Here is a 13209-nt window from a genome sequence, read left to right as displayed (position 1 = left end):
TTCCGCTTCTTCCCTGGAGACCGCCATGAAGACCACTCTCACTGCCCTCGCCTTGGCGCTGGCCGCCGCCGCGGTCCAGGCCCAACCCGCCTCGCCGGATCCGGACGTGCGGCCGGCGCCGCAACCCAGGCCCGCGCCGCAGCCGGTGCCGCCCGCGCCGCCCTCGTTCGTTCCGCCGGTACCACCCACGCCGCCGGTTCCCGACATCTCGGCGTTGATCGCGGACTCCGGCGTCGCCACCCAGCTGCTGATGTCGGAGCGGGTGGTCAAGGGCGCCCCCTACTGCGCACAGGCGGTGCACGAAACCGTCCAGCCGCTGGCCGACGGCAACCGTATCGTTCACCAGCAGAGCGGGCAGATGTGCCGTGACGGCGAAGGGCGCACCCGGCAGGAAGTGGAGCGCCAAGGCCGGCGGCTCGTCTATCTCCGCGACCCGGTGAGCGGCGAGAACTGGCTGCTCGATCCCGAGCGCAAGTCCGCGCGCTTTCTCGGCGGCGGCCGCGCTGGCGCCGAGGCCCAGCGCGAGTACGGCGAGCGCATGCGGGACTACAACGAGAAGATGCGCGAGTACAACGGCCGCGTCCGCGAGTACGCCAGCAAGATGCGCGAATGGGCGCGCGAGCATGGCGAGCGCGTGAAGGAGGCCTTCAATGGCGGTGAGCTGGCGCCCAAGGTGGAAACTCCCAAGCCTCCAGCGCCACCCGCCGCACCCCAGGCGCCGACCGCCGTGGTGATCGCGCCGGGCGACGCCGGTCAGAGCGTGCGTGTGATCCGCGTCGAAGCGCCGGTCGGCGACATGGCCCCGATGCCGCCGATCCCCGCGGCGGTGGCGATGCGCATGGATCCGCTCTCGGTTCCCGGCGAACGCGCCCAGAACGAAGCCCTGCCGGCCCGTGAGATCGACGGACTGAAGGTCACCGGATCGCGCACGACCGCGACGATTCCCGCCGGCAAGATCGGCAACGAGAGACCGATCATCGTGTCGCGCGAGGTCTGGACCTCGCCGGACCTGAAGGTCACCGTGAGCGTCCAGAACAAGGATCCCCGCAGTGGCGAGCAGAACTATCAGTTGCGCAACATCCGGCGGGCCGAGCCGGACGCCGCGCTGATGCGCGTGCCGGCGGATTTCGCCAAGACCGGCCTGCCCAAGCCGCGCGGGCCGAAGGAGGACAAGGACGTCAAGGAGAGCAAGGAAGGTTGAGCGGACCGGATCGCCGCCCGTGGCGGGCGACGACAATGACCGCCCATGAGCGCGCCGCCCTCTTCTCCGCCACCCAAGCTGATCCTGCAGACACTGACGCGCGGTGACGGCCTGCTGGGCATGCGGCCGCACGGGAAGCTGGGGCCGCGGGGCGACCGCGTCTCGCTGCTGCGCCTCGAACGCTGGCCGGCCTCGCCGGCGGCGCTCGAGCAGTGGCAGGCCTTGCCGGTGCACCCGGTGGACGCCGAGATGATGCAATGGCGGGACGCCGCCTTCGGCCGCGGCCTGACGCCATGCTGGACCCTGGAGCAGGAGGATCTGTTCGCCGACTTTGCCGCCGACGAGGTGCCGCGGCTGCGCAAGCTCGGCTGGGAGATCGAGGTCCTGCCCGGATTCGCGCACCACAGCGTGGCCATCGACGCCTGGTCGCTGGAGATCCAGCCCGAGGACGACACGCCCTACGACGTGCAGGCGGCGATCGCGCCCGGTCAGGGCGACCGCCTGCCGACGCTGGGGCTGTCGCGCCGCAAGGGCTCGTGGATGCTGAGCCTGGGCGTCACGGTGCAGGGGCAGCGCGTGGACCTCGCGCCGATGATCTGGGACCTGTTGCGCAAGGATCGCCGCTGGCTCTATGCCGACGCGATCTCCAACATTGACGACGACGCCATCGTCAGCCTCAAGGCCCCCGGCGGCCGCCGCCTGCACTCGACGGCAGCCCCGTTGAAGCGCTTGATGCTCAATCTGCTGGACGTGCTGGTCGCCCAGCGCTCGCGCCGCGGCCCGGTGAAGCTGACCTCCTGGGAAGCCGCGCGGCTGGCGGCGCTCGACATGCCAGACAGCCGTTGGCAGGTCTATGGCGCCGACGAGTTGCGGACGATGTGGGAGCGCCTGCGCGATGCCGGTCCGCCCCCGGCATTCGAGCCGCCACAGGGCCTGGGTATCGTTCTGCGGCCCTATCAGTTGCAGGGCGTCGCCTGGCTGCAGTACCTCGCTCGCCAACAGCTGGGCGGCATCCTGGCCGACGACATGGGCCTGGGCAAGACCGCGCAGGCGCTGGCGCATCTATGGGTGGAGAAGCAGGCGGGGCGGCTCACCGCGCCCGCGCTCGTGGTGGCGCCGACCTCGCTGATCTTCAACTGGACGAACGAAGCGGCGCGCGTCGCGCCCGGACTGCGGGTGGCGGCCCTGTCCGATCCCTCCGAGCGGGCCGACGTGCTCAAGCGCCTCGGCGAGATCGACCTCTTGCTGTGCAGCTACGGTCTCGCGTGGCGAGAGACGCGCACGCTGGCCAAGACCAGGTTCTCGGTGCTCGTGCTCGACGAGGCCCAGGCCGTGAAGAACCCCCGCTCGCGCGCCGCGCGGGCCTTGCGGCGGTTCCAGGCGGACCAGCGGTTCGTGCTCACCGGCACGCCGCTGGAGAACCACCTGGGGGAACTCTGGACGCAGTTCGATTTCCTGATGCCGGGCTACCTGGGCGAATCACGTTCATTCGCACGGCATTGGCGCAAGCCGATCGAGCAGGCCGGCGATGCCCGCCGCGCCCGCGAACTGGCGATGCGGGTCCGGCCCTTCATCCTGCGCCGGTTGAAGGAGGAGGTCGCCAAGGACCTGCCCCCGATGACGGTCCTGACGCAACGCATCCCCCTTCAGGGCCGGCAGCGTCAGCTGTATGAAAGCGTCCGCATCGGCGCCGACCACCTGGTGCGCCGCCTGCTGAAGGAGTCGGAGATCTTCGGTTCCGGCCTGATGTCGGTGCTGGACGCGATGCTCAAGCTGCGCCAGGTCTGTTGCGACCCGCGGCTGGTGCCGGGGGTCGACGTCCCGGCCGGCATGGAGGCCGCCAAGCTCGAGTGGATCCGGGAAAAGGTGCCGGAGCTGATCGCCCAGGGGCGGACGATCCTGGTGTTCTCCCAGTTCACCGGCATGCTGGACCTGATCGAGGAGGCGATGACGCAGGCCAAGGTTCCGCTGATGAAGCTCACCGGCGAGACACCCGAAGGACGGCGGGGGGAGGTGGTCCGGCGCTTCCAGGCGGGGGAGGCCCCGTTGATGCTGGTCAGCCTGAAGGCGGGGGGCGTCGGCCTGACGTTGACGGCCGCCGACACCGTGATCCAGGTCGATCCGTGGTGGAACCCGGCGGTCGACGCCCAGGCCCACGCGCGGGCGCATCGGATCGGCCAGACCCGGCCGGTGTTCGTGCACCAGTTGGCCATCGAAGGCTCGATCGAGGAACGGATGCTCGAACTGCAGGCCCGCAAACGGGCGCTGGCCGATGGCCTGCTGGGCCGGGACGGCGGGGAGCGTCTGGAGAAATTCAGCGCCGCGGAGATCGAGCGGCTGCTGGCGCCGCTGCAGTCCTCGGAGGACGACGAGGACTGACGGCTGCCGTGGCGGCGGGACCGGCCCCGGGAGGGGGCGGCCCCGTGTCGCCAATCAGCGCTTGCGGTCGAAGCGCAGCGCGCGGGCGACGCTGCGGCGGTCGCAGCCCAGGCTGGCGACTTCGAAAGCCTCGTGCTTGCGGCCCTTGTCGTGATTCGCCATCTCCGGCATCGGGAGGCGGCGCGGCTGGGATTCGGTACGGGTTTGGAACTTCATCATGGTCGGGGACCTTCTGGCCTGTCAGGGGCGTGAAGCGGGGGATGACCGCTTTGTGCCAGCTAACGCAGGCCGTTGGCGCCGCGTTGACAGCCTCCTCACAAATCTGAACAAAGGTCGCGCCATCGTCACGCATGCAGCACCAACATGGTGCGTTGGACGTGTTGCGAACAGCGTCGCGGCCGATCCAGGTCAGCTAAGCTCCGCCTCCATGTCCGCCCCCCCGCCCGCCACCTTCCCCTCGCCGAGCGAGCCGGCCCCCGCGGCGGCGGGCTCCTCGGACCTCCTGGTCGCCTGCCTGTGCGCCGCCTGGTGCCGGACTTGCGACACCTACCGCGATGACTTCGCGGTGCTGCGCCAATCCCATCCCGAGGGGCGTTTCCTGTGGGTGGACATCGAGGACGACTCGGAACTGGTGGACGACCTCGAGGTCGAGACCTTCCCGACGCTCCTCATCGGCCGCGGCGAGCGGCTGTGCTTCGTCGGCCCGGTGCTGCCGGGCCCGGCCGCCGCGCAGCGCCTGATCCAGGCCGCCGAGGAAAACCCCGCGATGTCCGCGGCGAGCCCGACCGCGCCGGCCGGCACCACCGCAGCGGCTCAGGCGTTGTTGTCGCGTCTGCGACAGTCCTGCTGAGCCGCCCCGGTCACCGCTGCCCTTGACGGCGCGTCCCCCTGAGGAGCGACGCTCGTCGGCGGTGCGCACCCGGACGGCGCGCGCGCTCCACCCGACGGGGGAGGGCGAGCGAGAATGCGCCACCGCCAACCCTGGCCGGATGCCCGCGCGACCCGCGGCAGGCCGGTGCATCGATGAACGTCCAATTCAAGAACTCGGTGGCTCGCGCCACGCCCATCCTGGCGCTCGACCGCGCCGCCTACCAGGCCCTCGCCCCCAAGCTGCCCAAGCGCACCCAGCAGTGGCTCGCGACGCTGGGCTTCTCGGCCGCGCCCGACACCTTCGCGCTGGTCCCGGGCGAGGACGGCAAGCTGGCCCAGGTCTTCGCCGGCGTGGCCAACGCCGCCCACCCGTTCGCGCTGTCGGCGCTGCCGCAGGCCCTGCCCGAGGGCGACTACACCCTCTCCCCCGAAGGTCTGCCCCTGCAGGATGAAGCGGCCGCGCTGTCCTGGGAACTGGGCTGCTACCAGTTCGATCTCTACAAGCCGCGCAAGCGCCAGCCCGCCCAGCTGCTGATCAAGAACAGCGCCGACGGCCAGCGCGGCCTGGCGATCGCCACGGCGATGACCGCCGTCCGCGACCTGGTCAACACGCCGGCCGAGCACATGGGCCCGGCGGAGCTGTCGAAGGCGGCCGCCGTCGTCGCCAAGCAGCATGGCGCGAAGTTCAAGGAGATCGTCGGCGACGACCTGCTGAAGAAGAATTTCCCGGCGATCCATGCCGTCGGACGCGCCAGCGACCGTGCCCCGCGCCTGGTCGAGCTGAACTGGGGCAGCGACAAGCATCCGCGCCTGACGCTGGTGGGCAAGGGCGTGTGCTTCGACACCGGCGGTCTGGACATCAAGCCGGCGGACGGCATGCGCCAGATGAAGAAGGACATGGGCGGTGCCGCCAACGCGCTGGGCCTGGCGACACTGATCATGGCGCTCGAGCTGCCGGTGCGCCTGCAGGTGCTGATCCCGGCCGTGGAGAACTCGATCAGCGGCAACGCCTACCGGCCGGGCGACGTCGTGAAGACGCGCGCGGGCCTGCACATCGAGATCGGCAACACCGACGCCGAGGGCCGCGTGATCCTGTGCGACGCGCTGGCCTATGCCACCGAGTCCAAGCCCGAGCTGATCATCGACCTGGCCACGCTGACCGGCGCCGCGCGCATCGCGCTGGGCGCGCAGCTGCCGGCGCTGTTCGCCAAGCACATGGACACGGCGCGCGACCTGGTCGACCTGGGCCTGAAGATGGACGACCCGATGTGGCACATGCCGCTGTGGGCGCCCTACAAGGAAGGCATCACCTCGAGCCTGGCGGACATCGTGAACACCGGCCGCAGCGCGCTGGCCGGCGCGATCAATGCCGCGCTGTTCCTGGAGGCCTTCATCCCGGCCGAGCAGGACTGGCTGCACATCGACCTGTTCGCCTGGAACGACATCGCGCGTCCGGGCCGTCCGGTCGGCGGCGAGGCCCAGACGATCCGCACGCTGCTGGCCTACCTCGAGGAGCGCTTCGGCGCCTGATCAGTCGCCGGCGCGCAGCCAGGCGGCGGCGCGCTCGGCGATCATCAGCGTCGGCGAGTTGGTATTGCCGCTCGTGATGGCGGGCATCACGCTCGCGTCGATGACGCGCAGGCCGCGAACCCCGCGCACGCGCAGGCGGCTGTCGACGACGGCGCTGTCGTCGCCGGCGCGTCCCATGCGGCAGGTGCCCACGGGATGGAAGATGGTCGTGGCGATGTCGCCCGCCAGCCGGGCGAGTTCCTCATCGGTCTGGAACTGCACGCCGGGCTTGTACTCGCGCGGCTGGTAGCGGGCCAGCGCCGGCTGCTCGACGATGCGGCGCGTCAGCCGCAGGCTGCGCGCGGCGATCTCGCGGTCCTCGGCGGTGCTGAGATAGTTGGGCGCGATCCGCGGCGCGTCGGCTGCATCGGCGCTGCGGATGGCAACGGTGCCCCGGCTGGTCGGGTTCAGGTTGCAGACGCTCGCGGTGAACGCGTTGAAGCCGTGCAGCGGCTCGCCGAAAGCCTCGAGCGACAGTGGCTGCACGTGGTACTGCAGATCGGGCCAGTCCTTGTCCGGACCGCTGCGCGCGAACGCGCCCAGCTGCGACGGCGCCATGCTCATGGGCCCGCTACGGCGCAGCGCGTACTCGAGCCCGATACGCGCCTTGCCGAACCAGCTCGACGCCAGCGTGTTGAGCGTGCTGACGCCCTCGACCTGGAACACCGCCCGGATCTGCAGGTGGTCCTGCAGGTTGGCGCCGACGCCCGGCAGGTCCTTCACGACCGGAATGCCGTGATGCTGGAGCAGCGGCGCCGGGCCGAGGCCCGACAGCTGCAGCAGCTGCGGCGACCCGATCGCCCCGGCCGCCAGCAAGACCTGGCCCCCGTCGTTCACGCGGACCTCCTCCAGCCCCTGCGGCGTGCGCACGAGCACCCCGCCGCAACGGGTCTCCCCGTCGACCTCGTCCAGCAGCAGGCGCTGCGCGTGCGCGCCGGTCCACATCTCGAAGTTGGGGCGGCGATAGCAGACCGGCCGCAGGAAGGCCTTGGCCGTGTTCCAGCGCCAGCCGGCGCGCTGGTTGACCTCGAAGTAGCCGACGCCTTCGTTGTTGCCGCGATTGAAGTCCGGCGTCGCCGGGATGCCGGCCTCCTGCGCCGCCGACGCGAACGCGTCCAGCACGGCCCAGCGCAGGCGCTGCTTCTCGACGCGCCATTCCCCGCCATGCCCATGCAGCGCGGGATCGAAGCCGGGCGGCTGCTCGGTCCTGTCGTCCAGGCGCCAGTGGTCCTCGTGCTCGCGGAAGAACGGCAGCACCGCGTCCCAGCGCCAGGCGTCGTCGGCGGTGGCCGCAGCCCAGCCGTCGTAGTCGCGGGACTGGCCGCGCATGTAGATCATCCCGTTGATGCTGGAGCAGCCGCCCAGCACCTTGCCGCGCGGGTAGCGCAGGCTGCGCCCGTTCAGGCCCGCGTCGGGCTCGGTCTTGAACAGCCAGTCGGTGCGCGGGTTCCCGATGCAATACAGGTAGCCGACGGGGATGTGGATCCAGTGGTAGTCGTCGCGGCCGCCGGCCTCGAGCAACAGCACGCGCCGCGAGGGATCGGCGCTGAGCCGGTTGGCCAGCAGGCAGCCGGCGGTGCCGGCGCCCACGATGATGTAGTCGAAACGGCCAGCGGCCGTTTCGGGGTGGTCTCCGCCCATGGTGCTCGGTCCGTGATGGGTCATTGGAGACCCATGCTGACCGAGCCCCGCACGCGCGGCAACCGCGTTCTCACCGAGTGCCGGCGAGCTCCGGCTCCGGCAGATCCGCAGTGCGCCCCATCGGCGCGTACCAGTCGATCCGCCGCGTCAGCGCCATCACCGCCGCGAGCACCGCGAAGAGCAGCACCGCGCCGACCAGCAAGGCGGCCTTCTCGAGGTTGAGCAGCACGAACAGTGCCGCGTAGAGCACTGCGACCAGCGTGCCGAAGCCCAGCCCCCGGCGCGCGGAACCCAGCATCGCGCTGCCGTAGAAGCTCAGCAGGCCGATCGCCGCGCCGGCCGCCAGTCCATAGGACAGCGCGAAGCTCAGATGCTCGGACAGGCTCAGCAGCAGCAGGAAGAACAGCGTCATCGCCAGGCCCACCAGCAGGTACTGCACCGGATGGACGCGGCGGCCGGACAGCAATTCGAGCAGGCCGACGCTGACGAAGGTCAGCACGATGAACATCAGGCCGTACTTGATCGCGCGGTCGCTCATCACGTAGGGATTCACGGGATCGATCATCGAGAACGCCAGCGTGTCGGCCACCGCGGCGGACTTGCCCTCGCTGCCAGGTGCCGGATTCGGCGCGTAGACGGGGCCATCGAGGGGCTCGCGCTCCACGCCCGGCAGCGAGAACCCGGCGAGCACGTCACGAGGCGCCGTCGTGGCGAGCTCGGTGACCTGCCATTGCGCCTCGAAGCCGCTGTCGCCGATGCGCTTGGACATCGGCAGGAAGCGCCCGCCGAAGCTCGGATGCGGCCAGTTCGAGCGCAGCTGGACCTGTGTCGCGGACGCCGCGGGGACGATGCCGAAGTCCGTCATGCCGATCAGGTTGATCGCGATGCTCAGGGACAAGGGCTGATCCAGTGCCTGCTCCGGCAGCGCCGCGTGGAAGCCGTGCGCATGACTGGGATGGCGCGTTCCGGGCTCGACCGCCAGCGTCTGGGGGCCGCGCTTGAGCGTGACCGCGCGCAGGCCCCGGGCATCGCTGACGGCGAGCATCACGCGCGGGTCTTCGCAGCTCAGCTTGCCCTTGTGCTCCGCGACCGGCGCCAGCGCGCCGAGCGACGCCCACCTGGCCTGCAGCGCGACTTCGCCCGCGTAGCCGTTCACCTTGAACAGGCCGCGCTCGCGCTGCTCCTGATTCAGCGTGCCGTCGACCTTGAGCTCGGTGGGCACCGCCGACAGCACGAAGTCGCGCCGCTCCGCGGTGCGCGTGATGTCCTTGCCAGTGCCGCTCACGTTCTCCCACTCCTCCGAGCAGCTGCGCTGCAGCAGGGGTCCGAGCAGCACCTGCGGTCCCGCCTGCGCGGCCGCGACGCCGGCCTCGGCCGCGCGCTGGCGCTGCTGGCGCTCGTCGACCAGCCAGCCGATCCGCATCAACACCATCATCAGCAGCAGCGTCACGCCGCCCAGGATCACGAGCTTCCACCACAGCGCCTTGACTTGCATCCTTCCTCTCCTTGCCCATCGGCAGTTCAGCGAAGGCGGCAGTCTCGGGAGCGGCGGTGAGATCAGGACGAAGTTTGTGAGGCGCCGGTGAAGTCGGGGAACTCCAGCCGCACGCGCAGGCCCGGCGCCGCAGGTTCGAAGCGCAAGTCGCCGCGATGCAGCTCCGCGATCTGGCGCACGATCGCCAGCCCCAGGCCCGAGCCCTTGCGCAGGCTGCCCGGCCGCGCCGTCGAGAAGAAGCGCTCGCCCAGCTGCGCGAACGCCGAGGGCGGCACGCCGGGGCCGTGATCGCGCAGCTCGAAGAAGACGCGCGGCCGCCCCTCCGGCCCGGGCGGGGTGTCGACGCCGACCTGCAGCTCGAGCGCCGAGCCGGCCGGCGCGAAGTCCGCCGCGTTGGTCAGCAGGTTGCTGATGGCCAGCATCAGCATCTCGGCGTCCGCCTGGAGCCGCACCGGATCGCGCCGTCCCCAGCGCACCGTCAGCGCCTGCTGCTGCAGCCGGTCGTCGAGCTGGGCGAGCACCTCGTCCACCGTCTCCACGAGCGCCACCGGGCGCGGGTGCTCGGGCCCGCGCCGCAGTTCCAGCGTCGACAGCGCCAGCAGCCGCTCGACCAGCTCGGTCATGCGCTCGCTCTGCGCCACCACCTGCGCGGCGAAGCGCTGCCGGTCGGCCTCCGGGAGCTCGTCCTGCAACAGCTCGCCGGCGCCGCGCAGCGCGGCCAGCGGGCTCTTGAGCTCATGGGTGAGCGCGCGGGCCATGTGCTCGAGGCGTTCCCGGCCATCGAGGCGCTCGCGCATCGCGTCCATCGCCGACGCGAGGTCGCCCAGCTCCCCGGGCACCTTGGGCGGCGCCTGGCGCTGGCCCAGCTGCACCTCCTGCGCGTAGCGCCTCAGCCGCCGCACCGTGACGATCATCCAGACCGTCACCGCCACGCCGACCGCCAGCGACACCGCCAGCAGCGAGAGCCCCGCGATCCAGATGCGGCGCTCGGCGCGCGAGATGATCTGCTGCACGGCCGCCGCCGGCTTCGCCACGGTGACCACGCCGATGGTGCGGCCGCCGGACCGCACCGGCGCCGCGACATACATGACGGGACTGCCCTTGGCGTCCTTGCCGTTCCCCAGGTCGCCGGCATTGCCATAGGGATTCAGCGGCTCCAGCGTCGAGCGCGCGCCGTACTGGCCGCGCAGCGTGCGGGCGACGTCGTTCCAGCCCGAATAGTCCTGCCCGACCGCCGGCGCCGGGCCGGTGTCGAGCACCACCCGCCCGGCCGCGTCGGTCACGTAGATGCGGAAGTCCAGCGTGCGCTTGCGGGCGCTGAGGATGCGCGCGTCGATCGGCCGCTCGCTGTAGTCCTGGACCCGCTGCGCGAAGCGCGTGCCGGTCAGGTCGCCGCCGGGCGGCATCGCGGCGAGTTCGTCGCGCGCCAGCTCCGCCACCAGGTTGGCGGTGTCGACCATCATGTCCTCCATCACCTCGCGCACGCTGGGCTTGAACTCGCCCAGCACGACGCGCAGCAGGATGAAGGCGCTCAGCCCGGCCACCAGGAAGAAGCCGAGGAACAGCCGCAGGCCCAGGCGCATCCGCCGTCACTCCAGCGAGTAGCCCATGCCGCGATGCGTGCGGATGGGGTCGAGTTCGGGCCGCACCTGGCGCAGCTTGGCGCGCAGCGTCTTGATGTGGGTGTCCACGGTGCGGTCGCCGCTGTCGGCGTCCAGGCCCCAGACGGCGTCGAGCAGGCTCTCGCGGCTGTGGATGCGGCCGGGCGCCTTCAGCAGGCGCAGCAGCAGGCCGAGTTCGCGGCGCGTCAGCGGCAGCAGCTCGCCGTGGAAGCGCACGCGGGAGCCCTCGGCCTCGACCAGGAAACCCGCCACCGGCGCGGCGGCCGGCGCCGCGGGCGCCTGCGCGCGCCGGAGCAGCGCCCGCACGCGCGCGACCAGTTCCCGGTTGCTGAATGGCTTGGCCAGGTAGTCATCGGCGCCGAGCTCCAGGCCCAGCACCTTGTCGCCTTCCTCGCTGCGGGCGCTCAGCACCAGCACCGGCAGCCGCGCCAGCGGCCCCTGGCGTAGTTCGCGGCACAGGTCCAGGCCGTTGCCGTCCGGCAGGCCCACGTCGAGGATCGCCAGGTCCGGCGGCGCGGCGGCCAGCGCGGCCCGGGCCTCGTTCAGCCAGCCGCAGGCGCGCACGCGGTAGCCCTCGCGCTCGAGCACGAAGCAGACGGTCTGGGCGATCGCGGGGTCGTCCTCCAGGAGAAGCACCTGTCCGGCGGCTGGGAGCGTGGAAGTGGCGTTCGCGGGGGCGGTCGTCGTCATGGGCGCGATCATCGCGGAGCTTGAGCCAGTCCGCGCAGGTAGCGCAGGCCTTGCGCGGCGCGGGGTCCGTACCAGCTGATCAATTCGCCGTCGACCAGCCGCACCCGGGCGTTCGGGCAGAGCGCCTGCGCCTGCGCGACGTGCTCCGGGCCGAAGCGGTAAGGCTCGGAGCTGAGCAGCAGCTCGTCGATGTCCGGCAGCCAGGACTCGGTCCCGGTCAGCGCCGGGTAGCGCGCCGCCCCTGCCGGGCCGCCCTCGATCGGCGGCCAGGTGCGCCATCCGACTTCGGCGAGCATGCGGGCGATGTAGGTGTCGCGCGCGACCGTCATCCAGGGATCGCGCCAGATCAGATAGAGGACGCGGCTACCGGCGGGCGGACCGCCGCCCTCCCCCCCCTCCCGGAAAGCGCGGCAGGCGTCGAGCTCCAATCGCAGTCCGCCGGCCAGACGGGCGGCTCGGTCACGGAGATCAGGGACATCGGGCAGCGCCGGCAACGGCCCTTCGGGTTTGTCCGGATCGGGGACATTTCTGCCAGGGGGTTCAGACCTGACCCCCAGTTCGGCGGCAAAAACCTCCACCATCTCCACCATCTGGGTGACCAATGTCAGGTTGTCCGCCGGGCAGCACGGGTGGGTCACCACCACGCGCGGCACGAATTCGCGCAAGCTTTCGACGGTGTCGAGGCGGTTCTCGTCGACGTTCACCACCACGTGGCTGGGCGCGAGTGACTTCAGCTTGCCGAGATTCACATCCTTGGTGCCACCGATCTTTGATATCGCTGACACCTTGGGGTGGGGATGAATGCAAAAACCGGTGCGTCCGACCACCCAGGGCCCCAAGCCGAGTGCGAAAAGCAACTCGGTCACCGACGGCACCAGCGACACGATGCGCAGCGCACCTGGCGCCACGGAAGCACTGTGGGGGGCGTTCTCCGCCAGGTTGTGCGATTTCAGCGCGGGTTCCTCCGGATAGTGGAAAACACCGAGGGGCGGCGGGTGGGGTCGGGAGCCTGTTTTGCCATGCAAATGGCGCCGGAGGCGACGGTTGTTGAGCGCTTCTGGCACTGCTCGGGGTTTGTGCGCAGAAGCTGAAAAACAACAACCAGCTTGACGCGTTGCGAACCGCCAATCCTGTCACACATAATCGGATCGCCTGAATGCAGCGCCTTCGTATGAGTGGTTCACGATGGGTTGAAGCAGCACATTGGGTTATTTGGTTTTGAAAGGGCTTCCCCCATGGGAAACAAGCTATACGTGGGCAACCTCGCTTACAGCGTGCGAGACGAGTCGCTCCAGGAGGCATTCTCGCAATTCGGCACCGTCATCTCCGCCAAGGTCATGATGGACCGCGAGACCGGCCGCTCCAAGGGCTTCGGCTTCGTGGAAATGTCGACTGACGACGAAGCGCAATCCGCCATCAACGGCATGAACGGTCAGGCCCTCGAAGGCCGCGCGATCGTGGTCAACGTGGCTCGTCCGCGTGAAGACCGTCCGGGCGGCGGTGGCGGCTTCGGTGGTGGCGGCGGCGGTGGCCGCGGCGGCTACGGTGGCGGCGGCGGCGGCAGCCGTGGCGGCTACGGCGGCGGTGGTGGCGGCGGCTACGGTGGTGGTGGCGGCGGCGGTGGCCGCGGCGGCTACGGCGGTGGCGGCGGCAGCCGTGGCGGCTACGGCGGCGGCGGCAGTGGCGGCGGCTACGGTGGTGGCGGCGGCGGCAGCTACGGCGGCGGTCGCGGCGGCTACTGA

At 70.9% G+C, this 13209-nt stretch carries 11 protein-coding genes; 5 read left to right on the top strand and 6 right to left on the bottom strand.

Annotation, left to right across the window (positions count from 1 at the left end; all coding sequences use genetic code 11):
• Nucleotides 1-25: 25 nt before the first annotated feature.
• Nucleotides 26-1201, top strand: coding sequence for a hypothetical protein (locus ACEN96_RS02265; protein WP_495586429.1), 1176 nt, complete (start codon nt 26-28; stop codon nt 1199-1201).
• Between the two features lie 45 nt (nt 1202-1246).
• The gene (locus ACEN96_RS02260; protein WP_495586428.1) at nt 1247-3580 is read left to right on the top strand and encodes a DEAD/DEAH box helicase; all 2334 of its coding nucleotides are present in this window, start codon (nt 1247-1249) and stop codon (nt 3578-3580) included.
• Between the two features lie 54 nt (nt 3581-3634).
• Here ACEN96_RS02260 and ACEN96_RS02255 read toward each other — a convergent pair whose 3' ends face one another.
• A complete protein-coding gene (locus ACEN96_RS02255; protein ID WP_343635034.1) occupies nt 3635-3799 on the bottom strand; it encodes a hypothetical protein in 165 nt (54 codons plus the stop codon).
• A gap of 208 nt (nt 3800-4007) precedes the next feature.
• On the opposite strand from ACEN96_RS02255, the gene ACEN96_RS02250 reads away from it, so the two are divergent.
• Together ACEN96_RS02250 and ACEN96_RS02245 are read left to right on the top strand one after the other, a co-directional pair.
• Nucleotides 4008-4430: a thioredoxin family protein gene (locus ACEN96_RS02250; RefSeq protein WP_495586427.1), complete on the top strand. Its 423-nt coding sequence runs from the start codon at nt 4008-4010 to the stop codon at nt 4428-4430.
• A 173-nt stretch (nt 4431-4603) separates the two neighbouring features.
• Complete coding sequence (locus ACEN96_RS02245; protein WP_495586426.1) at nt 4604-5980, top strand: leucyl aminopeptidase family protein; 1377 nt, start codon at nt 4604-4606, stop codon at nt 5978-5980.
• On the opposite strand, the gene ACEN96_RS02240 is transcribed toward ACEN96_RS02245, so the two are convergent.
• The 5 genes from ACEN96_RS02240 to ACEN96_RS02220 all read right to left on the bottom strand — a co-directional run bounded on the left by ACEN96_RS02240 (nt 5981) and on the right by ACEN96_RS02220 (nt 12405).
• Nucleotides 5981-7660, bottom strand: a complete 1680-nt coding sequence (locus ACEN96_RS02240) for a GMC family oxidoreductase (protein ID WP_495586425.1) — start codon at nt 7658-7660, stop codon at nt 5981-5983.
• Between the two features lie 70 nt (nt 7661-7730).
• The gene (gene creD, locus ACEN96_RS02235) at nt 7731-9155 is read right to left on the bottom strand and encodes a cell envelope integrity protein CreD (RefSeq protein WP_495586424.1); all 1425 of its coding nucleotides are present in this window, start codon (nt 9153-9155) and stop codon (nt 7731-7733) included.
• A gap of 62 nt (nt 9156-9217) precedes the next feature.
• The gene (gene creC, locus ACEN96_RS02230; protein WP_495586423.1) at nt 9218-10738 is read right to left on the bottom strand and encodes a two-component system sensor histidine kinase CreC; all 1521 of its coding nucleotides are present in this window, start codon (nt 10736-10738) and stop codon (nt 9218-9220) included.
• 6 nt (nt 10739-10744) lie between these two features.
• Nucleotides 10745-11467, bottom strand: a complete 723-nt coding sequence (gene creB / locus ACEN96_RS02225) for a two-component system response regulator CreB (protein ID WP_495586422.1) — start codon at nt 11465-11467, stop codon at nt 10745-10747.
• A gap of 8 nt (nt 11468-11475) precedes the next feature.
• The gene (locus tag ACEN96_RS02220; protein WP_495588535.1) at nt 11476-12405 is read right to left on the bottom strand and encodes a helical backbone metal receptor; all 930 of its coding nucleotides are present in this window, start codon (nt 12403-12405) and stop codon (nt 11476-11478) included.
• Nucleotides 12406-12702: 297 nt separating this feature from the next.
• Between ACEN96_RS02220 and rbp the strand changes: the two genes are divergently transcribed.
• Nucleotides 12703-13209: an RNA-binding regulator gene (gene rbp / locus ACEN96_RS02215; RefSeq protein WP_495586421.1), complete on the top strand. Its 507-nt coding sequence runs from the start codon at nt 12703-12705 to the stop codon at nt 13207-13209.

The sequence above is a fragment of the Roseateles sp. Mitsp63 genome, from assembly GCF_059491535.1.
This window is presented reverse-complemented; position numbering and strand designations above follow the sequence as displayed.